Annotated in this window: 22 protein-coding genes; 19 read left to right on the top strand and 3 right to left on the bottom strand. The window is 57.7% G+C overall.

Annotated features, from left to right (window positions below):
• The first annotated feature begins 221 nt into the window (after window positions 1-221).
• From GT003_RS26140 to GT003_RS26120, 5 genes are all read left to right on the top strand, one after another.
• Window positions 222-566, top strand: coding sequence for a YojF family protein (locus GT003_RS26140; protein WP_161703538.1), 345 nt, complete (start codon window positions 222-224; stop codon window positions 564-566).
• Window positions 567-589: 23 nt separating this feature from the next.
• The gene (bshB2, locus tag GT003_RS26135) at window positions 590-1252 is read left to right on the top strand and encodes a bacillithiol biosynthesis deacetylase BshB2 (protein ID WP_161703536.1); all 663 of its coding nucleotides are present in this window, start codon (window positions 590-592) and stop codon (window positions 1250-1252) included.
• Window positions 1253-1514: 262 nt separating this feature from the next.
• The gene (locus GT003_RS26130) at window positions 1515-1904 is read left to right on the top strand and encodes an iron chaperone (RefSeq protein WP_161703534.1); all 390 of its coding nucleotides are present in this window, start codon (window positions 1515-1517) and stop codon (window positions 1902-1904) included.
• A gap of 113 nt (window positions 1905-2017) precedes the next feature.
• Window positions 2018-2332: a DUF1806 family protein gene (locus tag GT003_RS26125; protein WP_161703532.1), complete on the top strand. Its 315-nt coding sequence runs from the start codon at window positions 2018-2020 to the stop codon at window positions 2330-2332.
• Window positions 2329-3042, top strand: coding sequence for a PIG-L family deacetylase (locus GT003_RS26120; protein WP_161703530.1), 714 nt, complete (start codon window positions 2329-2331; stop codon window positions 3040-3042). The genes GT003_RS26125 and GT003_RS26120 overlap by 4 nt, the downstream gene beginning before the upstream one ends.
• Before the next feature lie 623 nt (window positions 3043-3665).
• On the opposite strand, the gene GT003_RS26115 is transcribed toward GT003_RS26120, so the two are convergent.
• Window positions 3666-4829 (bottom strand): acyl-CoA dehydrogenase family protein, encoded by a 1164-nt coding sequence (locus tag GT003_RS26115; RefSeq protein WP_161703528.1) that lies wholly within the window; start codon window positions 4827-4829, stop codon window positions 3666-3668.
• Between the two features lie 911 nt (window positions 4830-5740).
• On the opposite strand from GT003_RS26115, the gene ilvB reads away from it, so the two are divergent.
• On the top strand, window positions 5741-7534 hold the full coding sequence (gene ilvB, locus GT003_RS26110; protein WP_239566111.1) for a biosynthetic-type acetolactate synthase large subunit: 1794 nt from the start codon (window positions 5741-5743) through the stop codon (window positions 7532-7534).
• A gap of 71 nt (window positions 7535-7605) precedes the next feature.
• Here the strand turns inward: ilvB and GT003_RS26105 are convergent, their stop codons facing one another.
• Window positions 7606-8046: a MarR family winged helix-turn-helix transcriptional regulator gene (locus tag GT003_RS26105; RefSeq protein ID WP_161703526.1), complete on the bottom strand. Its 441-nt coding sequence runs from the start codon at window positions 8044-8046 to the stop codon at window positions 7606-7608.
• Window positions 8047-8175: 129 nt separating this feature from the next.
• On the opposite strand from GT003_RS26105, the gene GT003_RS26100 reads away from it, so the two are divergent.
• From GT003_RS26100 to GT003_RS26075, 6 genes are all read left to right on the top strand, one after another.
• Window positions 8176-9540 (top strand): UDP-glucose dehydrogenase family protein, encoded by a 1365-nt coding sequence (locus GT003_RS26100; protein ID WP_170312343.1) that lies wholly within the window; start codon window positions 8176-8178, stop codon window positions 9538-9540.
• Entirely contained in the window at window positions 9541-10602 is a 1062-nt protein-coding gene (locus GT003_RS26095; RefSeq protein ID WP_161703522.1) for a GDP-mannose 4,6-dehydratase, read from the top strand.
• A complete protein-coding gene (locus GT003_RS26090; protein WP_161703520.1) occupies window positions 10568-11275 on the top strand; it encodes a glycosyltransferase family 2 protein in 708 nt (235 codons plus the stop codon). Before GT003_RS26095 ends, GT003_RS26090 begins: the two co-directional genes overlap by 35 nt.
• Window position 11276: 1 nt before the next feature.
• On the top strand, window positions 11277-11636 hold the full coding sequence (locus tag GT003_RS26085; protein WP_161703518.1) for a lipid-A-disaccharide synthase N-terminal domain-containing protein: 360 nt from the start codon (window positions 11277-11279) through the stop codon (window positions 11634-11636).
• A 907-nt stretch (window positions 11637-12543) separates the two neighbouring features.
• The gene (locus GT003_RS26080; RefSeq protein ID WP_161703516.1) at window positions 12544-13296 is read left to right on the top strand and encodes an alpha/beta fold hydrolase; all 753 of its coding nucleotides are present in this window, start codon (window positions 12544-12546) and stop codon (window positions 13294-13296) included.
• A 238-nt stretch (window positions 13297-13534) separates the two neighbouring features.
• Window positions 13535-14353, top strand: coding sequence for an AAC(3) family N-acetyltransferase (locus tag GT003_RS26075; RefSeq protein WP_161703514.1), 819 nt, complete (start codon window positions 13535-13537; stop codon window positions 14351-14353).
• A gap of 236 nt (window positions 14354-14589) precedes the next feature.
• Here GT003_RS26075 and GT003_RS26070 read toward each other — a convergent pair whose 3' ends face one another.
• Entirely contained in the window at window positions 14590-15450 is an 861-nt protein-coding gene (locus GT003_RS26070) for an AraC family transcriptional regulator (protein WP_161703512.1), read from the bottom strand.
• Window positions 15451-15575: 125 nt separating this feature from the next.
• Here GT003_RS26070 and GT003_RS26065 point away from each other — a divergent pair, with 125 nt between their 5' ends.
• The 7 genes from GT003_RS26065 (at window position 15576) to GT003_RS26035 (ending at window position 25104) form a co-directional block, all read left to right on the top strand.
• Window positions 15576-18173 carry a GH116 family glycosyl-hydrolase gene (locus tag GT003_RS26065; protein ID WP_161703510.1) on the top strand — a complete coding sequence of 866 codons (2598 nt, stop codon included), beginning with the start codon at window positions 15576-15578 and terminating at the stop codon, window positions 18171-18173.
• 323 nt (window positions 18174-18496) lie between these two features.
• Window positions 18497-20791, top strand: coding sequence for a glycoside hydrolase family 66 protein (locus GT003_RS26060; protein WP_161703508.1), 2295 nt, complete (start codon window positions 18497-18499; stop codon window positions 20789-20791).
• A 299-nt stretch (window positions 20792-21090) separates the two neighbouring features.
• Window positions 21091-22212, top strand: coding sequence for a hypothetical protein (locus GT003_RS26055; protein ID WP_161703506.1), 1122 nt, complete (start codon window positions 21091-21093; stop codon window positions 22210-22212).
• A gap of 211 nt (window positions 22213-22423) precedes the next feature.
• Entirely contained in the window at window positions 22424-22972 is a 549-nt protein-coding gene (locus tag GT003_RS26050) for a sigma-70 family RNA polymerase sigma factor (RefSeq protein ID WP_161703504.1), read from the top strand.
• Entirely contained in the window at window positions 22969-23643 is a 675-nt protein-coding gene (locus tag GT003_RS26045) for a DUF4367 domain-containing protein (protein ID WP_161703502.1), read from the top strand. The genes GT003_RS26050 and GT003_RS26045 overlap by 4 nt, the downstream gene beginning before the upstream one ends.
• Before the next feature lie 279 nt (window positions 23644-23922).
• Window positions 23923-24636 (top strand): sigma-70 family RNA polymerase sigma factor, encoded by a 714-nt coding sequence (locus GT003_RS26040; RefSeq protein ID WP_161703500.1) that lies wholly within the window; start codon window positions 23923-23925, stop codon window positions 24634-24636.
• Window positions 24637-24720: 84 nt separating this feature from the next.
• Window positions 24721-25104: a VOC family protein gene (locus GT003_RS26035; protein ID WP_161703498.1), complete on the top strand. Its 384-nt coding sequence runs from the start codon at window positions 24721-24723 to the stop codon at window positions 25102-25104.
• The last annotated feature ends 81 nt before the right edge of the window (window positions 25105-25185 follow it).

The raw sequence follows: 25185 nt of genomic DNA, 5'->3' as shown, positions 1-25185 counted from the left end.
GAAGCCTGGCCGAGTCCCGCTGCGACATGGTGGGGCTTTTAGCTTATTGGCGAAAAAGATTCGGCGCTCGATCCATTTTGTTGATGCAGGACATGAGCGCGATCGTGTATAATTACTTATGTACAGGTCGGAATACAAGGAATTGGATTTGGAACCGAAGCCGATATCGGCTATAATCGCTCTATAAGGCAACATTCGCAAGCTTGAAAGGAGGCCGCGCTATGCAGCTCATCGAACGCACGGCGATCCAAGAACGGATCGATCGATTCAAGGATCAGGATTTATATCTTCATTTGGAAATGACGACAGGTGCGTACGCCTCCCATCTCGACGCCTCGAAGCATCCCGCGGCGACATTCGTGACGAATGCGGTCGTTCATTATTCGCTCGGCTCGATCTCCGGCAACGGTCCGTACCGGGTGGGCCTGAAGATGGCACACGGCTGGATCTATTCCGAGGGATTGACGCATTACGAGGAGACGGATACGGAACGGTTGATTCTGGCGGGGCATGACGGACAGGGCAAGCTAGTGGTCGCGCTGCAGCTGAGCCGCGAACCCTTCTGATGGAAGAGGAGATGAGAAACGCCATGGAACGAGAACGACATATTCTGGTCGTGCTGCCGCATCCGGATGACGAAGCCTTCGGTTTGTCGGGCACGCTGGCAAAATATATAGAGGCCGGGTCGCCGGTAACGTACGCCTGCTTGACGCTTGGCGAAATGGGCCGCAATATGGGCATTCCGCCATTCGCCAATCGGGTGACGCTGCCTGAAATTCGGAAAGCCGAGCTTGAGGCCTCCTGCCGCGCGATCGGCATCTCGGATTTGAGAATGTACGGCTTCCACGACAAGACGCTCGAATTCGAAGATCAGGCGCTGCTGGAGGGACAGATCGGGGCGCTGCTGGACGAGTTGAAGCCGTCGCTGGTCTTGACCTTCTACCCGGGCTACGCCGTCCATCCCGACCACGACGCCACCGGCGCCGCCGTCGTGCGCGCGATCGGCCGTCTGCCGGAGAACGAAAGGCCGCGGGTGCATGCGATGGCGTTCGCCCGAGACCTCGAGAAAGCAATAGGGAAGCCCGACGTGGTCGTCGATATCCGGGGTTTCTTGAAGCAGAAGCTGGCCAGCATCGAAGCCCACCGCTCCCAGTTCCAGGCAGCGGAGCTGATGGGCAGCAAGACGCTTGAGGATCCGGAGCTGCAGGAGCGGTTCGGGACGGAACGTTTCTGGACGTATCGGTTCGAGTAACCGTCCACAGTCCGATTTAAACAGCCGAATGCGCATCTCAGCCCGAGATGCGCATTCGGCTTTTCGGCTTTTCAGCGTGAAGAAGGGTCGTTTCAGCCCGTAGGGAAACCCTGACCGCTTGAACTCGCCTTTGAGCCTGTGCGAACGGCTTGTTTTTATTGCTTGTCCGAGTCGCCGCTCCTGCCCGCGGTCTGATAAACTAGAACCAAGGCTCGAGCATTCGAGCAAACCCCGGACAAGCGGAAGGAGACAAGGAACAGCCATGCCGGACAACAAAACGGCCCCGGATTCAACCGACGACTATATTGCGGCTTTCCCGCCGAACGTGCAGGAAACGCTGCAGGCGCTTAGGCAAACGATCAAAGAGGCTGCGCCGGAGGCGAAAGAGAAGATCGCGTATCAGATGCCCGCATTCGACCTGCACGGCAGCCTCGTCTACTTCGCCGCTTACAAGAACCACATCGGCTTTTACCCGACCGCAAGCGGCATTCGGGATTTTCAGGACGAGCTGTCGGCCTACAAGACGTCGAAGGGCGCCATACAGTTCCCGCTCGGGGAGGCGCTGCCGTTTGCGCTGATCAAGCGGATCGTTGAATACCGCGCGGCCGAGAATATCGAGAAGGCAAGCCGCAAGCGGGAGAAGAAGCGGTAGCGGAATTGCTGCGCTAACGAATCAGGAAGACTTGTATCGTTCCTCTCGGAAAAACGTCCGACGCGTGCTACAATAATGCTGCAATCCTACTCTAACGAAAAGGAACCTATGCCATGCTGCCAATAAACAAGCCGCAAGCGGAGGCCGAGCTTCGGAAATTCGTCGGAGCAGACGCCTATATCCACAGCGAGGCGACTTCATTCGTATTCGTTCGGAATTTCAAGGTCAAGGTCACGCATGCTTTTATCGCCGGAGAGAGCTCTTCGTACCGGGCCGCGCTGCGGTTCGACGGACATGGCTGGCTGCGCATGGAAGCGCTCACGCATTACGAGGTGGATGAATTCGGCCGGCTCCTGCTGGCCGGTTACGATGATAGAGGACGCATGAACGTAGCGCTTCATCTAGGAAAGGAGCCGTTTCCGGAATGACAATCCAAGGTAACGCGAACACGCCGCGCAAGCTGCTGGCGGTCTTCGCTCATCCCGACGACGAGACGTTCATCTGCGGAGGAACGTTTGCCAAATACGCCGCCGAGGGCGTCGAGATGACGCTGGTGAGCGCGACCCGGGGAGAAATGGGACGCCGGATGGGCAACCCTCCCTACCTTAACCGGGAAACGATGGCGGCCGCCCGCGAGCAGGAGCTGCGGGAAGCCTGCGCATGCTTGGGAATCGGGAATCTGATCTTCTTCGATATCCGCGACAAAACGGTCGAATTCGAAGACGAGAGATCGCTCGAGGGGCGCATCGAGGCGTTGATCCGCGACATCGCACCTGACGTCGTGCTGACGTTTCACGAGCGTTACGGCGGACATCCGGACCACTGCGCGATCGGCAAGGCGACGACGGCCGCGTTTTGGCGGTCCGCACGCAAGGGAGCGCTCTATTTCATAACGTTCGGCGACGCGATGGAGCGGCCGGAGCGGTACGGCTACAAGCGGAAGGACGTCGTCAAGATCGACGTGCAGGCCTATCAGTCCGCCAAGCTCGCCGCGTTCCGAGCCCATCGCTGTCAGACCGAGATCGACGAGTGGGTATGGCTGGCCGACAACGAGGCGTTGTCCCGTTTCGGGCGGCATGAATATTTTCTCAAAGGCGACGTGCAGGCGGCGCAGCGGGCCAACACGGATTTATTCTAATTCGTGGAAGCGAAAGAGAGAGGCTCGAAATGCTGCAGCGCAGCATTTCGAGCCTCTTGTGGTGAGAGGGCGTATAGGGCGATAAGGCGATAAGGCGTAATATAAAAGGCGTATGCGCCTAAAGGCACAAAGGGCGATTGTATTCCGCGGCCTCGAGGCGAGTTGTGCAGCAGCGCAGCATTTCGAGCGTTCCGCGGCTCGGAAAAGGCGAAATTGTGCAGCGGCGCAGCTTTTTGAGCGTCCCGCTGCCTAGAAGCGGCGAAATTGTGCAGGAGCGCAGCATTTTGAGCGTTCCGCGGCCTAGAAGCAGTGGAATTGTGCAGGAGCGCAGCATTTCGAGCATTCCGCAGCCTAGAAGCAGCGAAATTGTGCAGGAGCGCAGCATTTTGAGCATTCCGCAGCCTAGAAGCAGCGAAATTGTGCAGGAGCGCAGCTTTTTGAGCGTCCCGAGGCCTAGAAGCGGCGAAATTGTGCAGGAGCGCAGCATTTTGAGCGTTCCGCGGCCTAGAGGCAGCGAAATTGTGCAGGAGCGCAGCATTTCGAGCATTCCGCAGCCTAGAAGCACGAAATTGTGCAGGAGCGCAGCATTTCGAGCGTTCCGCGGCCTCGAGGCGTCGCAGCTCTTACTCGTCCGCTTCGCCCAGCGCGGCGGCGGCCAAGCCGTAGAGCACCGCGTTGTCCATCGGCGGATTATGCAGCCCCGCCCGGACATCCCGGTAGTAGCGCTCGAGCGGCGTGTTCCGCGACAGGCTTGATCCGCCGACGATGCGCATCGCCAAGTCCACGATTCGGATGGCGTTGTTGGTGACCTCGTACTTGGCCAGGCCGAGCTCCGGCTTGAGCGCCGGCCGGTCATCCGGCTCGTTGTCCCAACGCTCCGCCGCCGCATACAGGACCGCTCGCGCGGTACGAAGCTCGACCTCCATCTCCCCGATCGTATGCTGGACGTACGGAATAGCCGAGATCGGCTTTTCCATCCCGCCGGGCCGATAGGACCGTGCGAAGGCCAAGGCATAATCCCGCGCGGCGAGGGCGATGCCCATGTAACAAGCCGGAATATGCAGCATCCATCCTGCTCCGTCGTCCACGCCTTTACCGCCTGACAGCCGCATGTCCCGGGCAGCGAATGCCCCGTCCAGCACGACGTCATGGCTTCCGGTGGCGCGCATGCCTAGCGTGTCCCAGGTTTCCACCAGCGTAACTTGGTCCGAGCGATGGACCAGGAAATCCGCCGTGCTGTCCTCGTCCGGCAGATAGGCGGTCACGACGAAACGATCCAATATCGGGGAGAGCGTGCTGAACGTCTTGCGTCCCGTGATGCGCCAGCCGCCGTCCGCGGGCACCGCCGTCGTCGACGGCCGTCCTCCGCGGCTGGGGCTGCCGGTTGCCGCTTCGCTGGCGAAGGTGTTGATCATCGTGCCGTCCTTCACGACGGAGCGGCAGAGCTCGGCAAACGTATCGCCCGGCCATTTGCCGGTCGTCCGCAAATGCAGGATCTGGCCGAGATGCCAGCCGACGGCAAGCGCGGTCGATCCGTCTCCGTAAGCGAGCCGCTCCTGCAGCATGACGAACTCGTACAGCGATATCTCCTCGCCCCCGTAAGCACGGGGAACGGTCAGTTTCAAATAGCCCGCCTCGCGCAGGTCGGCGAAGTTGTCGAACGGGAACGAGCCCTCGCGGTCATGGACGGCCGCTCTCTCCGCGAAAACGGCCGCCAGCTCTTCAGCTTGTCGAACCCTAGCTTGCTCTGCTTCGTTGCGAATATAGGTATCGATCAGTCGTTTCATCCTTGCCACACTCCTTCTCTTCGTATTATACCAATCGACGCAAGGCAGGGGGAGCACCTTTCGGAGCATAAGGCCAGCGACCTGGCGGCGAGCATGTCAGGGATGCAAATCGAAAAGCGTCGCAACTTGCGAATAGCATTGAAAAGCATTGAAAAGCATTGTAATGCGCAGAGGAATGTGCTACTATGAATCAAATTTAGAACGCGATGAAGAGAAGCACATGCACGGACTTATGTTCAGAGAGCGGGGGGAGTGGTGAAACCTCCGTCATAAGCGCTGCATGACGTCGTCTCGGAGCGGTTGACCGAACATCGAAGCTTGGAAGCCAGCTGCTGGCTGCCCCGGCCGAGATCGGTAGGCTCAGACGGAGCGCACACGTTACCGTGCGGAGGCAGGGCAATAGACTGCTTCATGAGGCCGAAATCGCGAGATCTCGGCAAATCAGGGTGGTACCGCGAAATGTTAACCCCTTTCGTCCCTAGGCCGGACAGCTGCTGTCTGCGCCTTGGGAGGAGAGGGGTTTTTTGACGTTCTTTACGGTCTATGCATAGCAGTAACGCGATGAAGAGAATCACATGCAGCAGTCTTGATGCCCAGAGAGCGGGGGGAGTGGTGAGACCTCCGCCGTAAGCGCTGCATGACGTCGTCTCGGAGCAGTCGATCGAAAGCCGGAGCCTGCGTTTGCCAATGGCGGACGCATGGAGTTCGGGGAGTAGGTTCGAACGGAATGGCACACGTTACCGTGCGGCAGGCAAGGTTACTCGACCTTGTCTCTTGAGGCTGGAACCGCAAGGTTTCGGCAAACCAGGGTGGTACCGCGAAGATCGACCTCTTTCGCCCCTTCGGAGCCGAACGGCAGTCGCCGTTCCCGCTCGCGAAGGGGTTATTTATTTTGAAGGAGGCCATGGAAGATGAAAATGGAGACGGAGACGGGAACGGGCACGGATCGAGAGCTGGATGCGGAACGGAATCATGCGAAGCAGCATGATTCGGAGACAGGACGGAATTACGACCGCGAGGAAGAGCGGATAACCGGCTCGGAGGCGCTGCTGCGGCTGCTGCTTGCGGAGGGTGTAGATTGCGTATTCGGTTATCCGGGCGGCAACGCGTTACATATTTACGATGCGATGACGGGCAATCCGGCTTTTAGGCATCTGTTGACGAGGCATGAGCAGGGGGCGGTCCACGCCGCGGACGGTTATGCGAGATCCACGGGGAAGATCGGCGTGTGCATCGCGACTTCCGGGCCGGGGGCGACGAACTTGGTCACCGGTATCGCGACGGCTTATATGGACTCCGTGCCGATGGTCATCATTACGGCGAACGTGCCGACGACGGTCATGGGGACGGATGCCTTCCAAGAGGCGGACATCGTGAGCATGACGATGCCGATCACGAAGCACAGCTATGCGGTCCGCGACGTGCGCGACCTGCCGCGAATCGTCCGCGAAGCCTTTCACCTTGCGGGCAGCGGGAGGAAGGGACCGGTGCTCATCGACATTCCGAAGGACGTATCGAATCACCGCATGCTGTTCCAGCCGGCGGATGCCGAGGTTCGGCTGCGGGGCTACGATCCTATGCCGGCCGTTGATCCGGACGCTGTCGGCGAGCTGCTCGCGGCCATCGCGGAAGCCGAGCGGCCGGTCATTATCGCCGGCGGGGGCGTCGTGTATGCCGATGCCTCGGCGGAGCTGCTGGCCTTCGTGGAACGGACGCGAATGCCCGTGGCGACGACGCTGCTCGGACTCGGCGGTTTCCCGAGCGGCCACGAGCTGTGGCTGGGGATGCCCGGCCATCACGGTGCGTATACGCCGAACATGGCGATTCAAAATGCCGATCTCCTGATCGCGATCGGCTCTCGCTTCGACGACCGGGTCACGATGAAGCTCGACGGCTTCGCTCCGAAGGCGAAGCGCATCGCCCATATCGATATCGACCCGGCCGAGATCGGCAAGAACGTGCGAACCGATATCGCCTGCCTCGGTGATATCAAGGACGTGCTTCGCGCCGCGAACGAGGCGGCGGAGAAGTCGGACCGGTTCGAGCCATGGATCGCGGAGCTGCAGCGCAGCAAGGCGGAATACCCGCTTCGTTATCGGGATTCCGAGACGGAGCTGAAGCCGCAGTACGTGATCGAGATGATTCACGAGACGACGAAGGGCGAAGCGATCATGACGACGGACGTCGGTCAGCATCAGATGTGGACCGCGCAGTTCTACGCGTTCCGCCATCCGCGCTCGCTCATCACGTCGGGCGGGATGGGAACGATGGGCTTCGGCTTTCCCGCAGCGATCGGGGCGCAGATGGGGCATCCGGGTCGTCTCGTGGTCTCGGTCAACGGCGACGGCGGCATGCAGATGTGCGCGCAGGAGATGGCCGTCTGCGCCGTTCACAACCTTCCCGTTAAGATCGTCGTCATCAACAACCAAGTGCTCGGCATGGTAAAGCAGCAGCAGGAGCTGATGTACGAGCGGCGGTACAGCCAGATCGATTTGGCCGGCAGTCCCGATTTCGTCAAGCTTGCCGAAGCTTACGGAATCAAAGGGCTCCGGGCGAGCAATAAGGCGGATGCCCGTCAGGCTTGGCGGGAAGCGCTGGACACTCCGGGGCCGGTCCTCGTGGAGTTCATGGTGCCGACGGACGAGAACGTATATCCGATGGTGCTTGGCGGCACGACGCTGGATCAGATGATCATGGGGGAGTAGAAAAAGCCGGAAGGGCGCTCGTTATCGAGCGCGCCATCCGGCTTTTGCCGCATTTGCAGGCATATTTCAGCTTAGCGATTATTAAAATAATGATACGCTTTGGTGAGCAGGTCAGCCAAATGATCGCTTTCTTCCGCGCCCAGATGGTCGATGAGTCCGCCAAGCGTTTGCTTGATGCTCGCATCGGCTTCCATGGCGACCGCTTTGCCCTTCTCCGTCAGCTCGATGCCCACGGATCGACGGTCGTCCGGATCGACGGTGCGCTCGATCAACTCTTCTTCGATCAGCTTCTTGATCAATTGGGTGACCGTAGGCGTCGTCACGAGCAGCTTCTTGCTCAGATCCGAGATGCGCGGCTTCGGATTGCCGCTGCACTCGCTTTCCATGATGCAGAAGAGGATGCGTATGTCGCTGCGCGTTAGGCCGTTAACCGGTTTCTGCCGCCATTCGGCCTTTGCAAATAGCGTAAACGCGTCCTTCAGCCGTTGTATGGTTTCTTGGTCGTCCTTCATAACGTGCTCCTATTCGTTTCTGTTTTTTTTGATACTTGAAATATACTACATGGATCTTTATTATAAAAGTTAAGTTGGTAAACTAATTTTTCTCATTTTGCGAAAACGGCACGACGGCGAGGAGGAACGATGGTGAAGATTGGAATTATGGGCACGGGGTACGTTGGCTTAGTTCATGGCGCCGTCCTTTCCAGTTATGGCTTCCCGGTGACCTGCATGGATGTGGATGCCGCCAAGATCGAGCGTTTGGCAGACGGGATATCGCCCATCTATGAGCCGGGTCTTGATGAGCTGCTGGCAAGCGGCCTTCGCGATGGGACGCTGTCGTTCACGACGAACGCCAAGCAGGCGATTCAATCCAGCGACGTGATCTTCATTGCGGTAGGAACGCCTGCGAAGGAAGACGGGAGCGCCAATCTTTCCTATGTCCAAGAAGTCGTGCAGTCGATCGGAAAATACGCGAACGATTATAAAGTGGTCGTCTGCAAGTCCACGATGCCCGTCGGCACGAATCGCGGCATCGCGCGTTATCTCGATGGCGTGCTGAAGGCGCGGAATGCGCCTTTCCGAATCGATGTCGCTTCGAATCCGGAGTTTCTTCGGCAGGGCAAAGCGGTCGGCGACTCGCGGCATCCGTCCAGAATCGTCATCGGAACCGAGAACGAGGAAGCGAAGCTGAGGCTTCAATCTCTCTATGACGTTCATATCCGCCAGGATGTTCCATTCCTGTATACGAATCCGGAAACGGCGGAGATGATCAAGTACGCTTCCAATTCGTTTCTCGCGGTCAAAATATCATTCGTAAACGAACTCGCGCTTCTGTCCGAGAAGGTGGGCGCGAACATTCAAGACATTGCGGCGGGCATGGGGCTCGACGATCGGATATCGCTGCATTTCCTTCAGGCCGGCCCGGGGTACGGGGGGAGCTGTTTCCCGAAGGATACGCAGGCGCTCATCGATGTCGGCCGGAAGAACGGCGAAGAGCTGTACGTCGTGCGCGCGGCCATCGCGGCCAACGAGAAGCAGAAACTGAAGATGGTTCATAAAATCAACGACGTGCTTTCGTTCAATGGCACGCTCAAAGGAAAAACGATCGCCGTATGGGGGCTGTCGTTCAAACCGGAGACCGATGATATTCGCTCCGCGCCGAGTTATGATATCATCAGCGGTCTTCTCGGCAGAGGCGCGGCAGTGAAAGCGTACTGCCCCCAAGGCATGAAGCAGGCAGAACGATTATGGACGGACTTGAACGGCTCCGTCGCGTATTGCGAGAACGAGGCGGACTGCGCCCAGAATGCGGATGCCATCGTATTAATGACGGAATGGGAGCAGTTCAGGGAGAACAGTTGGGATACCATCGTCAAGAGCATGCGCGGCAATGCGTTTTTCGATCTGCGCAATATGTTTGCGGGGCATGCTCATGTACGCCGGTTGTTCGATTATTACCCGATCGGCTCGAATGAACTGGCGTATGCCCTGGAGGAGGCCCAGTGAATGAAAACGTATTGCGTTACCGGAGGAGCGGGCTTTATCGGCTCCCATCTTTGCGAGCGGCTGCTCGCGCTCGGCCATCGCGTCGTCTGCATCGATAATTTTAACGACGCGTACGACTACAGAATCAAAATCCGGAATATCCTGAATAGTACAGGATCATTAACCACTTTTCAATTCACGGGGAAGGAAACCGATCTGCTTCATCTGCAGCAAGCTGTACGCGGGGACAGCTTCAAGCTCGTTGTTGCGGATATTCGCCATGTGGACGAGTTGGTGTCGGCCTTCGGGCGGGAACAGATCGACGCGGTCATTCACTTGGCGGCGATGGCAGGCGTACGGCCTTCCATCGAGGAGCCGCTGCTCTATGAGGATGTCAATGTGAAGGGGACATTGACGGTGCTGGAAGCGATGCGCAGGCAAGGCATTCGCAAGTGGCTGTGCGCTTCGTCCTCGTCCGTGTACGGCAACAACGCGAAGGTGCCTTTCGCCGAAGAAGATATCGTCGACCGAAGCATATCGCCTTACGCCGCGACGAAGAAAGCCTGCGAAGTGCTGGGCCACGCGTATTATCATTTGCATGGCATCGACACGGTTATGCTTCGTTTCTTCACCGTCTATGGCGAACGGCAGCGTCCGGACCTGGCCATCCACAAATTCGTGGGCATGCTGGAGCGGGGCGAGCCGCTGACGGTTTACGGCAACGGTTCGTCGAGACGGGATTACACCTACATTGGCGATATCGTGAACGGCCTCGTCGGCGCGCTGGCTTACGTCGAATCGGAGGAGAAGGTTTACGAAATCGTGAATTTAGGGACCAACCGGACGATATCGCTGCTCGAGCTGATTCGAGGCATCGAGCAGGCTTACGGCAAGGAAGCAGAGCTCCGCTGGCTGGCGAATCAGCCCGGCGACGTGGAGCAGACGTACGCGGACATTTCCAAGGCGAACAGGCTGTTCGGTTACGACCCGCAGACGGATTTCGCCGAGGGATTGCACAAGTTCGTCAACTGGTATAGGGGGAATAGATATGGTCAAGCTCTCGATCGTCGCGCCGATCTATAACGAGGAAGAGAATATATTGCTGCTGCACGAGGCGATTACGAATGCCGTGACAGGCAAGGTGGAGAGTTACGAAATCGTGCTCGTCAACGACGGCAGCCGAGATCGAAGCGCGAGTATTCTGACCGAGCTGGCGGAGCGCGATCCGGCGGTCAAGGTCATTCACTTCACCAAGAACTGCGGGCAGACCGCCGCGATCTACGCGGGCATGAAGGAATCCAAGGGAGAGCTCGTGGCGCTGATCGATGCCGATCTGCAGACGGATCCGAGGGATATTTTCAAGCTGATGCCTTACATTCCGAACATGGATTTCGTAAACGGCAAGCGCGTCAAACGGCAGGACAACATCGTGAAGAAAGTATCGTCGCGGGTGGGCAACGGCGTGCGCAACTGGCTGACGGGGGACGAGATATACGACACGGGCTGCCCCATGAAGCTGATGAAGCGCGAGGTGGCGGACAGCTACTATTTGTATGAAGGCATGCACCGCTTCCTGCCGACGCTGGCGAAAATCAACGGCTTCAAGGTCATCGAAATCGCGGTGTCCCATCATGAGCGGCAGCACGGCGTATCCAAATACGGCGTGTTCAACCGTGCGTTCGTCGGCCTGATGGACGCCATCGTCATCGGCTGGCTGCGAAAACGGGTCATTCGCTACCAGATCAGGGGACAGTAAGATGTGGTGGCATTCGTTGATAGGCAGCTTCTCCGGCAGCGGCATGGGATGGCTCATCTTCGGTTTCATCGGACAAATCATGTTCACGATGCGGTTCATCACGCAATGGCTCGCAAGCGAGAAGGCAAAGCGGACCGTCGTGCCGCTTTCCTTCTGGATCTACAGCATACTAGGCAGCGTGGTGCTGTCGATCTACGCGATCTACCGGCAGGACCCGGTCTTCATCCTTGGCCAGCTGCCGAGCGTCTTCATTTATTTCCGCAATATCATGCTGGAGCGTAAAAACAACATGGCCATGGCGACGGCAAACGCGGCGTCGGGGACGACAGCGGCGAGTGAGTTGAAAACGTTGGATTCATAGACGAATGGTTTGCGTAAGGCGATTGGTTTGCGCTCGCCGACGGAGGTCGGGGAGTGCAGCATTCGTCCGCTTCCTCGAAACGGACAGGGAATGCAGCATTCGTTCGCTTCGGAGCATAGAATGGTTTGCGTAAGGCGATTGGTTTGCGCTCGCCGACGGAGGTCGGGGAGTGCAGCATTCGCCCGCTTCCTCGAAACGGACAGGGAATGCAGCATTCATCCGCTTCCTCGAAACGGACGGGGAATGCAGCATTCGCTCGCTTCATCGAAACAGACAGGGAATGCAGCATTCGTCCGTTTCCGCGAAACGAACAGGGAATGCAGCATTCGCTCGCTTCATCGAAACAGACAGGGAATGCAGCATTCGTCCGCTTCCGCGAAACGAACAGGGAGTGCAGCATTCGCCCGTTTCCTCGAAACGGACGGGAAATGCAGCATTCATCCCGCTTCCTCGAAACGGACAGGGAATGCAGCATTCAACCTTCCCCTGTCGAAGCAGTTCCACCGCTAACCAAGGCGAATCTTGCAGAAAATGCAACAAATCCTGCTCCATTCATCTGCCGAAGATGCGATTGTTGCAGGAAATACAACATTTCCATCGTAAACAACCCGATTTGGGCTTTTTTTCACTATTTTCTTGCACATTATACATGAAATCATGATTTCCCCTCTGGAATTCTTCGATTTTCTTGCATTTTATGCAACTTTACTAATCATGCACATCTCGAGCGAGCCAAGCGATTGGTTTGCCCTTCACCATATCCGATTCCCTGGACACTACAAAGACGCCTCATGGCTGCATGGGGAGTCTTTTTGCTGTGGGCTCCTATTGCGATCCACTGACGGGAGGTGTCAGTCGACGCTGTTATACTTGAACCATAGAGATCTTTCGATAGGGAGGCATTCGCATGGCGGCGCAGCTCAAAGGGAGGCAGGATACCGAGATCGGCTTCATGTTCATCCACGGTGCGGGACTTAGAGGAAACGTTTGGGAGGCGGTAACAAGCGGTCTCGATGTACCTGTACTGCTGGCGGATTTTCCGTATCGGGACGGCTCCGAACAAACGAGGCTGGCCTTGACGTTGGACGACTATGCTTCTCATCTGTGCGGGCAGGCGGAGTCGTGGAATATACCGAGGGTGATCGTGGTCGCGCATTCCATTGGCGGCGTACTTGCCTTGCAAGTGGCGGAAGCTTTACTGAAGCGAGGAAGGCTCGCTGGCCTCGCGGCAGTCGGAGCCGCGATTCCGGGTCGCGGAGGTTCCTTCTTGTCCGAGCTGCCTTTGGTGAAGCGGGCGCTGCTGCGTATCGTCATGCGCGTCGCGGGGACCCGGCCGCCGGAATCGGCGATTCGAACCGGCTTATGCAATGACCTGCCGGAATCGCAATCGGCCGGCATCGTGCAAGCATTCGTACCGGAAGCGAGGCGCATCTACTCGGATGCTTGCCACGCCGGGGTTCCCGATGTACCATCGCTATATGTGAAGCTGACCCGGGACCGGGAGTTCAGTCCGGCCCTGCAGGACCGAATGATCGCAAATTTGGGCCCGGGAACGGTCAGGCAGCTGGATACGGGCCATCTCCCGATGCTCGGGAACCCGGATGGCTTGCGGGCGATTTTGCAATCGTTCATGGCGGAATGCGTGGATAAGCAACAATGAATCAGAGCGGATAAGCAGCGATGAAACGCAGCTGATGAGCCTCCAGGAAATGCATACGGAAGCACCGCAATCAAGTCCGCAATCAAGTCCGCAATCAAGTACCGCAATCAAGTACTGCAGTTAAGCACCGCAATCAAGTCCGCAATTAAGTACCACAATCAGTAACGGAATTGCATCACCCCAGTTGAAGTAACGCAATCCCTGCAGAATGCCAGAGCCGCCTAGGAGATCAAAACACATGAGAGAACATGAGATTGTTGCCAATACAAGGATGCCCGTCACCGTAAGCAGCCTGCTGCGCGATCTAAGCGCGCTTGGCGTTCGGGAAGGAGACTGCGTGCTCGTCCACTCCTCCTTATCCAGTCTCGGTTGGGTATGCGGAGGGCCGCAGGCCGTCGTTCAAGCGCTGCTCGGCGCGGTCGGGGAAGCGGGTACGATCGTCATGCCGGCTCAAAGCGGGGATTGGAGCGATCCGGCCGAGTGGTCGAACCCGCCCGTTCCGAAGGAATGGATCGACATTATCTATCGCGAGATGCCGGCCTTCGATCCGCTCGTAACGCCGACCCGCGGCATGGGCCGGATCGCAGAGACGTTCCGGACATATCCCGGCACTCTGCGGTCAGGGCATCCGCAGGTGTCCTTCTGCGCGAATGGGAGTCTAGCTGAGAATCTTGCGGCGGATCATCCGCTCACGCCGCAGTTTGGCATGGCGTCTCCGCTCGGCAAGCTCTATGAGCTGCCGAATGCCAAGGTGCTGCTGCTCGGCGCCGGCTATGACGCCTGTACGAGTTTCCATTTGGCCGAGGCGCTGCTCGAGGACATGCCGTCCAAGAAGATGGGCACGGCAGTGATGGACGCTGGCGCGAGGACATGGAAATGGTTCGAGGACTTTGCTTACGATTCCGCGGATTTCAGCCTGATCGGAGCAGAGCTGGACGAACGCGGCGAATTGCCGGTGCGAGACAAAGTCGGAATGGCGGACAGCCGCCTATTCAATTTGAGAGCCGGAGTAGATGCGGCTCGTGAATGGCTGAAGACTAACCGTAATAACGGTTAGGTTAGGCACGGCCATAGTCCGTCTACAGCAGACTTGCCGTAGTCATCGCGGCAGAAGCCGAACGGGTTGATCTTGAATACATGCGTGCAGCCAAAAGGCTGACCTGGCCATTTCTTATGGCACGGGTCAGCCTTTTCCTATGCTTGCTTTGGCCACTTGCTTTGCCCTCTCGCTTTGCCCTCTCGATACTCCTATAGTTCCTGTTTCCGTCATTTCTGTCCTTCCCGCCGTTCCCTTCACTCCCGATGCCGCTTGTAATAACCCGGATTCACGCCGGTGGCGGATTTGAACGTCTTGGAAAAATGATGCACATCCGTAAACCCGCAATACTCGCTCACCCGCTGCAGGGAGAGTCCATCCTTCAGCAGCTCCTGGGCGTGTTCGATCCGCAGCTTCAGCAAGTACTGATATGGAGACAGGTTGAAATGCTGCCGGAAGAGCACGGTGAACCGAGACGGCGACAGCCCGGCCCTCCTGGCCATATCCTCCACTTTGATCGGCTCCGAGATGCGGAAGGCGAAGTAGGACGTGATCCAGTTCAGGAACGGCTGCACGGAGAGCGTACCCGGATCGGGCGTCATGTAGGCTTTGAACAGGGCGGTCACCCACTCGTGGGCCAGCTGATTGGCTTCCATCATGCCGAGATACGTTTGCAGCTGCCAGCTCTCGATCATGCGGAAGACGAGGTCGCGCATTTTCTTCGGATGGGGAGTCTCCAGCTTGAGCGGAATCCGCAGGGACTCGCAATCGTGCAGCCGCGGCTGCATGTATGATGCGTACGGAGCCATGTCCAACTGACCGGGGCGGGTGACGAAGCTGTCCGCTCGGTGCGGGTTATAGAAGAAATCCAAATGCACGTACGGATTGATCGTGTTATCCAGCCCCCGAATCGTATGCAGGTCTCCGGGCTGAAGCAGGCAGAGATCGCCCTCCTTCACCATATGGCGCTGACCGTTGACTTGCAGGTCGAACCGGCCCTCCTGGACGTAGAAGATAATATAATCGAGCAGACTGCGTTCGCCGAGCAGAAAAGGAGGCCGGATCGCATAGTCCGCATTGCGAATATAAGGGGCGACCGCATGGTCTTCCAATCGCATCGTCATCACCTCGGAACAATCGTTTTCTACATAAAAAACAGTGCTTATATATAAAGGCATCCTGTCCGTAAACCTCTATAATGAAGGTGATTTCAGTATACCACGTCATGAGGGGGAACACTTGAATGACTCATTTATACAAAGGCGCCAAAACGCGGGAGATCAGCTTCCCGCTCGGAGGCATCGGCAGCGGAAGCATCGGCTTGGCGGGAAACGGCAGGCTGGTAGATTGGGAGATTTTCAATCGGCCGAACAAGCGGAGCTTTAACGGCTTCAGCCACTTCGCCGTAAAGGCGGAACGGGACGGGAAACTGCTCGACGCGCGGGTGCTGAACGGCGATATGCAGTCTCCCTACGTGGGCGAGCCCGTGCGAGGGGGCCCGCTGCACAGCGGCTACGGCTTCGGTCCGGAGAGCCAGACGATGGCGGGCATGCCGCATTTTCGGGAGACGACCTTCCGAGGGGAATTCCCGCTGGCCGAGATGACCTTCGCGGAACCGGCGTTTCCGGGACGGGTGCGTTTGACGGCATTCAATCCGTTCATCCCGCTGCGGGAGGATGATTCGAGCCTGCCTGCGGCATTCTTCGAATGGGAGCTGGAGAATACGGACGATGCGCCGATTGCGTATACGGTATGCCTGTCGGCCGGGAACCCCTTTGCCGTGGAGAACGCGGCATATCGGTACGGGGAGGTCGGGGGCGAACGGGAGCAGAAGGTTCATGCGATCAAGCTAAGCTCGAATCAGTACAGCCCGGAGCATGCCCGTTACGGAGATATTACGATCGCGACGGACGCGGCGGACGCGAGCTATCAAGAATATTGGTACCGCGGCGGATGGTGCGACAATCTCGAGATGTACTGGCATGATTTCACGCAGCCGGGCCGCTTGACGAATAGGCAGTACGGCGAGGACGAGCGGCCCGCGGGACGAAAGGATACCGCTTCGCTGGCTGCGCATCTGGAGCTGCGGCCCGGCGAGAAGAAGACGGTCCGCTTCGCGATCAGCTGGCATTTTCCGAACGTGGAGAATTACTGGAACCCCAATCCGGATGGCCCGAACGGCTGGCGAAACTACTATGCGTCGCTGTTCGAGGATTCCGGGGCGAGCGCGCGGTACGCCTTGGCGCACTGGGATCGGCTGTACGGGGAGACGCTGCGATTCAAGGAAGCGCTGTTCGCTTCCACGGTGCCGGACGCGGTGATGGATGCGGTATCCGCGAACTTGTCCGTCATCAAATCGGCGACGGCGCTCCGTCTGACGGACGGTTCGTTCTACGGCTTCGAGGGAAGCATCGAGGATACCGGCTGCTGCGAGGGCTCTTGCACCCATGTATGGAATTATGCCTATGCGCTGCCGTTCTTGTTCCCCCGCTTGGAACGCAGCATGCGGGAGCTGGACTTCGCGTACAACCGGCGCGAGGACGGCCGCATGTCGTTCCGGCTCATGCTGCCGCTCGGCCGCGACAGGCAGAATTTCCGCGCCTGCGCGGACGGGCAATTCGGCGGCGTCATCAAGGCGTACCGCGATTGGAAAATCTCCGGCAGCACGGACTGGCTCCGGTCGGTCTGGCCGGCTGTCAAAGGCTCTATCGCATACGCGTGGGCGGACAGCAACGAAGACAAGTGGGATCCGGGCAAGACGGGCGTGCTGTCGGGCAGGCAGCATCATACGCTGGACATGGAACTGTACGGACCGAATTCCTGGCTGAACGGCTTCTACCTGGCCGCGCTCAAGGCCGGCGCCGAGATGGCGGCGCATATGGGCGAGCAGGAGACGGCGGATGAATTCGGCCGCTTGTTCCAGTCGGGCAAACGCTGGGTCGACGAGCATTTGTTCAACGGCGACTATTATATCCAGCAGGTCGATCTGTCGGATAAGTCGCTGCTGGAAGCCTTCGATGAAGAGACCGTCCGCACGTACTGGAACGGAGAATTAGGCGAGATCAAATACCAAGTCGCGGACGGCTGCGCCATCGATCAGGTGGTCGCGCAGTGGCATGCCAATCTGAGCGGGCTGGGCGAGATTTTCGATAAAGAACAGTCCCGGAAGGCGCTGCGATCGTTGTATCGGCATAACTTTAAGCCGTCGATGCGCGGGGAAGCGAACACTTGGCGGCTGTATTCGCTCAACGATGAGGGGGGACTCGTCATCTGCACGTGGCCGGAAGGCACGAGCAAACCGGCGATTCCGCTCACGTACAATTCGGAGACGATGACCGGCTTCGAATACCAAGCGGCCGCGCATATGATCCAAGAGGGCTTGGTCGACGAAGGATTGTCGGTCGTGCAGGCGATCCGCGACCGCTACGACGGGGAGAAGCGCAATCCGTGGAACGAGATCGAGTGCGGCAGCAACTATGCAAGGTCGATGGCCAGTTATGCGCTGCTGCAGGCGTTCAGCGGTTTCGAGTACGATATGGTCCGGGGCATGATCGGGTTCAAGCCGGTGTCCGTGGATGCCGAAGGCGAATTCCGCGTCGTGTGGTCGCTCGACATGGCGTGGGGCAGCTACGAGCAAAGCGAGAAGCAGATCAGCGTTCACGTACGAGGCGGCGCGTTGTCGCTGCGGACGCTCAAGCTTCGCGAGGAGCAGACGTCGCGCATCGAGCGGATCGAGGCGGGCGGCGCCGGCGTTGACTATCGGATCGACGGGGATGAAATTCAATTCCCGGACCCGGTGGAAGTGGAAGCGGAGGGTTCGTTGGTCGTTACGCTGCGGTAAGCTCCGCCAAGCCTTCAGCGCACCGATGCGGGCGAAGAGTTTTATAGTTTCCTTTAAGATGCTCCCCTCCCAAGGGAGCATTTTTGCCGTTCGTTTCGCGGCCCGGCTCAAAGGCCTGGCGGCTGGACGCTGATGGCTGCAGACGTACGTCTTCGATAATCCAAATCTCGCCGGCGCGGAAGAATTACCCCAAGATCACAAAAGGAGCGAGCCGATGTCATAAAAACGATTTTGAAAGCGCTTTATCGCAGGTATGCTTATAGCTGGAAACCGTTTCTAGTTTCCAAGCCGCACGTAAGTTCATTTATTAAAGGAGGACTATGATGGGAATCGGAAAACGCAGCATCTTCGTCGCCGCTGCAGCGCTGGTGCTCGCGTCGGCGGCCAACTGGACGATGGCGCCGCCTCGCGCCGCGTATGCGTACTCGGCAGGCAGCATGATCGCGAAGGTGAGCACGGACAAGGCCCGCTACAACCCGGGCACCGCGGTCACGCTCAGCGTGAATCTCAAGAATACGACCGGCAGCACGATCACGAACGGAACGGTCACGCTGTACTTCAAGCATTTGGAGAACGAACTGAGCGGGACTTCGCAGACGAAGACGTACACGCTCGCGAACAACGCCTCCACGACGCTGACGTACGTGTGGACGCCGCCGAGCACGGATTATCAAGGCTATGCCGTGGAAGCATGGGCGCGCGACGGTGCCGGCACGACGATCGACAATATGAATTCGGCGGTCGACGTATCCTCGACATGGACCAAATTTCCGCGATACGGGTTCCTCTCTTCGTTCCCGTCCCAAGCCGGAAGCACTTCGTCCGCGATCGTCGGCATGCTGAAGGATTATCACATCAATGCCCTGCAATTCTACGATTGGCAGTACAAGCATCATCTTCCGGTTAAAGGCAGCGTGTCCAATCCCGATGCCAGCTGGCCGGATATCGCGGGCCGTACGACTTACAAGCAAACGATCCTGGATTACATCGGCGCCTCCCACAACGCGAATATATCGGCCATGAACTATAACTTGATCAACGGAGCGTTCGACGGCTACGGCCAAGACGGAACCGGCGTCAATGCCCAATGGGGGCTGTTCGACGACAGTGCCCATGCGAACCAGGCAAGCCTGTCGATGCCGGGCGGCTGGGCGACGTCCAAGCTGTGGTATTTCAACCCGGCGAATACGAATTGGCAAAATTACATCTTCGCGAAGGAGCAGGACGCCTTCAACGCCTTCGGCTTCGACGGCTGGCATGTCGACCAGATCGGCAATCCCGGCACGAAGTACGATTATAACGGCAATCCGGTCTCATTCGCGGATACGTTCAAGCCTTTCCTGGACCACGCGAAGACGGCGCTCGGCAAGACGATCGTGTTCAACAACGTGGACGAATACGGACGCATTCCGACGGCGCAAAGCCAGACGGATATCATGTACGACGAATTATGGGGCACGCGCAAGCTGTCCGACGTGAAGACCGTCCTGGACTACCAGACCGGGGACAGCGGGGGCAAGGCGACGGTGTTCCCGCTCTACATGAATTACAGTTACCAGAACAACTTTACGGACGCGAATCCCGGCTACTTCAACACGCCAGGCATTCTGCTCGCGGACGCCGGGTTCTTCGCCATGGGGGCGCAGCATCTCGAGCTCGGGGACGATCTCAAAATGCTGGATCATGAGTATTTTCCGAACCACCATCTGATCATGACGGACGACCTGAAGAAGCGCCTGCTCGGTTATTACGACTTTGCCGTGGCCTACGAGAACCTGCTGCGGGGCGGATTATCCAATACGTCGAACGCGGTCAGCTTGAACGGCATCGCCTCGAGTACGTCTTCCGACGCGAACAGGGTATGGACGTTCACGAAGAGCGGCGGCGGCTACGACGTCATTCATATGGTCAACCAGCTGGGCATCGCGGATACGGATATCCGGGATACGAACGCGAATAAGCCGGCTCCGACGGTACAAACGAACGTGGCGGTCAAATATTATTATGGCTCCGGCACGATCGGAAGCGTCAACTTCGCTTCGCCCGACTACGAGAACGGGAAGACCTATTCGCTTGCCTATACCCTGGGGTCGGACGCAGGCGGAAGCTATGTTCAATTCACGGTGCCGACGCTGCAGTATTGGGACATGGTTTACGTGAAGAAGACGTCTTCCTCGACGAACATCCCGGTCGCCAACCCCGGCTTCGAGAGCGGCACCATCACAGGCTGGAACGAGTGGCATCCGACGGGACAAAGCGCCCAGTACGGCGTGGATGCGACGGATGCGCACGGCGGCGGCTACAAGCTGTATTTCTGGAGCACGGCTGCTTACCAGCAGAGCGTCCATCAAGTCGTAAGCGGCCTGACGAACGGCTCCTACACGCTGACCGGCTGGGTGAAAGCGACGGCTTACGGCGGCTCGCCAACCTTCTGCCGAATGGAAGCCGCGAACTTCGGCGGCAGTACCGTCTATGCGAACATGACGGTGGACGGCGTCTGGCGGCAGTATTCCTCGACGGTGAACGTCACGAACGGGCAGCTCGATATCGGCTTCTATATCAATTCGCCGGGCTCGACGTCGATGCAGATCGACGATATTGCGTTGACGAAGAATTGAAAGGGACAGAGAAATACAACCTGAAGAGAGATCGATGAAATGAAAATACGTTTAATCCGATAGCTTATTGGCGATCGCTGTCCTACGCTCGACTGGGGAGCGGTCGCCAAGCGCTTGCTGGAATTTTTTTTCGTTGTACTATTGGGAGTTCATCGTAGGATGAACTCTTTTTCCGCTTTCTACCGTAAGGGGATAGTACCGGGATGAGTCCTATTATTCGCTAAGAAATAAATGATTTAACAGGATAGACAATCCGTGTAAAATAATGGAATTAACGCTTACGCACGGAGGGATTGAAAATGGGAGCTTTTTTTGCAAATGTTCAAGTGTTTACGGGAAGCATGGATAACGGGGAAGCAGTTCTTCACATTCAATCTGCGATCCGGTCGTGGATGAAACAGACCGGCTATGAGGAAATACCCGAAAACGACCATTCCGAAGCGGACCGGACATTTCTCGTCGGTGAAGTCTATAATGGACGCTGGCTGACGGTGTACGATCAAGAGCTTGCAAGCCAGGACGGCACGTTAGAAGAATTAGCGGCGTTTATTTCAAGAGAAAGTTCTGCCCCGACCGTAGGGGTATTGGTGCACGACAGCGATCTAATGCTGCTCAGGCTATTCGAACAGGGCAAACGGATCGATACGGTTGTTAATGACCTAACGATGTATAATGAGATGTTCGGGAAGAGTCGCAAGCGCAACGGATCGTTGAATAAATGGAAGCCGTTCTTGCTGCCCGGTCGCTCGGAACAAGAATTAAGGCAGGCTTGGGAGAAGCGCACGGTATTCGCTGAAGAAAATGTAGCCGCCGTCGCGGAAACCGTCGGGTGGCATCCGGAAGAATGCTCAAGCGATTATCAAAGGATCGAAGAGTCAAGCTTGTCGACGTTGTATACGTCATTGCGTTTTAGAGAGATCAACAAGCGGCCTCCCCATTTTGAAGAAAACGGGCCGCCTAAGCTTACGTACACAGGATATCGCACCTTTATTCAATGTTCTTCCGGACAAGTCGTAACCGAGCGGTTCGGACTTCGCAATCAGGGAAGAAGGTTCACGGGCCTGCAGGTTGCGATTTGGGGCGATACCCTCTCCAAGGGATGGATGGAAGTGGTGGAGGCCAAGCTTGTCGTTACGTCGCCTGATTATCGGTCGCGCCAAGAAATCGCAGGCAGTCTTGAAGAAGGCTGGATTGAAACGTCGGAAGACCGTATTCCGGGTATGTACCTGGATTTTCCGGATATCGATTTCCCGGATGGAATACGTATCCTAAGAGCTGTAGCCAATAATAAAGAAGCCAGGAACTTAGACAAACGATTGAAGACGACAAACATTGATCTTCATCTTTCCTACAAAGGAATCTCGAAGGGCGAAGGGACGCTCAGTCATGCCTTTATTCCTCATGATCATCCAGAGGGGTAGCTTCAACTGAAGGTAAACACGTACGTAGATATGGATATGGACGAGTACGCATTGCTCGACAAATTGTTGGCGGATTTGCCCAAATAAGCTCGCTATCATTGAATTCCTCCTACAACGTCAACAGGCTGCCGCATGCGGCAGCCTGTTTTTCTTCAATCCATGCAGCGGAATTCGCGCCAAGGGCGTCTAATAGGGTGGAGGTGGTTATCCCATGAAGCCGGCCGGCTTGGCAACTAAACAACATTTCGCGCAAGATCCCGCCGCGGCGCTTGAGCAGCTGATGGAAAGCTTCGGCGCCATCGTGATGCGTACGGCGTATTTCTATTCGGGCGACCGGCATCTTGCCGAGGATATCAGCCAGGAAACATTTCTGCGCGCATACCGCAAATGGACCTCGTTCCGGGGGGACAGTTCAGTTAAAACGTGGTTGACGACGATCGCGATCAACGTCTGCAGAGATAAAATGGGCGTTCGGATGTACACGGAGCAGCCGACTGACCCTAGCCGCATGGAGCAAGGCCGTACGATCAGCGTGGAGGAAGAGGCGCTTGAGAGGATGGCGAAGAGCGAAGTGCTGCAGCATGTGCTGCGCTTGCCTTTGCCGTACCAAGAAGCCTTGTATCTGTATTACTATCTGGAGCTGAGCACGCGGGAAATCGCGGAAGCAGTCGCGTCTCCCGAAGGAACCGTGCGGAACAGGCTGCACCGGGCACGCGAGGCGCTGGCCCGAGAGATGAATAAGGAGGACGTACAGATATGACGGACATGGATCATAAATTGCGCGGACTGCTTCAAGAAGAGGCCGACGAGCTGCTGTTTGCCGACATGGAGCTGAGCGACCGCCTGAAGCAGAAGATAAGGCTGCAAGCAGCGGCGGAGAAGACGGGCCGTCGATTTACGTTCAAGAAATCATGGACGGCCGCGCTGGCTGCCGCGGTCGTGCTGATCGCGGGCTTCATGCTGCTGCAGCAGCCGAATGCTGCGGTTCCCGATTCGAATTCGGTTGGAAACGTATCGCCGTCTGACGGTAGCGGCGCCGGTTCGGAGCTGTCGCAGTTAATCACCACGCCGCTGAGCACGGCGGAAGACGCAAGATCCGCCTTCGGATCCGAGCTTCGCGTCCCGAGCGTTCTGCCGCAGGGCTTTGCGCTGAAGGAGATCGTGGCGGTTGGGATGAAGAACGAGCGGGCGAGAGACGTCACCTTCACCTATTTCGCGGGCGAGAAGACGCTCACGTTCATGGCGAGCCGAATGGACGCTGCATTCCCGGCGGAAATGTTCGCCAAGACGAAGGTAGGCGGGGAAGACGGGTTCGTGTTCGAACAGCCCGAGCTCACGGAATTGTATTGGAAGCAGGACGGCATTCAATACGGCCTTACGGGCAATATCTCGGCGGATGAAGCGAGGAAGGTCGCTGAATCGCTGGAATAGGGAATAGGGAACGGCATTCGCGGCCAGGGGCCATGTGCTGAAAAGCAACAGACCTGCAAGTCTGCTGGTCAATAAGTCGGCAAAGCTGCAAGAATGCAAGGCTGCAAGAATGCAAGAATGCAAGGCAATAGAATCGTAGAGCCGCGGATGCCTCATCCTCGGCTCTTTGTAATTGGTTATTTTTGCAGTACGTGAAGGTATTTCCACTAAAAAGGCGAATATACATTCGTATTGCGAGGCCGGTATGGGCCGATATCTTAAACAACGGAGTGCTAACCTATGATGGATCATTCGGATTGGCTGATCGGGCTGCGGCCGGACCTGCTTCGATATTGCCGTTCGCTGTGCGGCAGGGGAACCCAAGGCTGGGAAGCGGAAGACGTCGCCCAGGAGGTCGTGACCAAGCTGCTCGGCCGCCGCGCCCAGGACCCCGAGTTCCGCCCCACCAAAACGTACGTGCTGCGAACAGCCCGCAACCTCTGGATCGACCGTCTGCGGAAGCGGCAGGAAGTGCCGGTCCCGGACATGCCGGAATGGCTGGAGACGTCGGCCTATCGCGACGAGTCTCCTTACGCCACGAGGGAGCTTCTCGACACGCTCATCCGGCGGCTGCCGCCGAGACCGTTCGTGATCCTGCTGCTCTGCGACATCTTCGGATTTACGGCGAAGGAGACGGCGAACTGCATCGATTCGGCGGAGGTTGCCGTGCAGGTCGCGCTCTCCCGTGCCCGAAGCCGGCTTCGCCAGCTGGCCTCCCGAGAACCCGGGCCGGACGCCGCCGCGGCTTCCGCATCGATCTCGGTGCCGCAAGCCCGCCTGCTCGACGAAGTGGCGGAAGCGTTCCGCCGGCATGATCCGAAGCGGATTTATCAAGCGTATCTGCGCCTCTACGAGAGTGGCGCGACCATCACGAGAATTCGAACGTCGCCCGGCGGCATCCTGTCGTTCACGTTCCGCGATCCCGACGGCAATCTGCTGATGGTGAGCGGATAATATTTTTCGGCGTGCCAGCGGGCGTGTATGGTTGCCGGCCGCTCGTTCGTCTATTAGGCGAAGGCAAGAAGAGGAGGATGAAGAATGCTGCAGGCGTTGGAGCACGCGCAAATTCCGGTCCGGGACATGGAACGGGCGATCATGTGGTATGCGGAATACTTGGGCTTCAAGCCGACGGGAAGGGACGGGGACCGGATCGCGTTCCTGTCGCTTCCGGCCGGGCCGATTCTCATGCTGTGGAAGACAACGAGCGACACGGCGGCGCACTATCAGGTGGATGGCGTGGATTTTCCCGTGCTGCTGTACCGGACGGAACGCATTCACGAGCTGCATGGTCGGCTGTCGGAGGCGGGAGCACGGATTCAAGTCTATGAAGACGGCGGCTTTGCTTGGGTGCTGAAATTTTACGACCCCGAGGGCAATCTATGGGGCGCCCTGCAGATGAACGAGAAGCAGGAGGAGGCCTGAAGATGAGCGCGGAAATTCGACGGGTCCATTTGAAAGGGAAGAAGTTCGTCGGCCTTACCGAGGAGGTCGTCATCCAGGAGG

The organism is Paenibacillus sacheonensis, assembly GCF_009909195.1.
Classification (GTDB): domain Bacteria; phylum Bacillota; class Bacilli; order Paenibacillales; family Paenibacillaceae; genus Paenibacillus_Z; species Paenibacillus_Z sacheonensis.
Note: the sequence above shows the minus strand (reverse complement) of the source record. Positions and strands in the feature narration are given on the sequence as shown.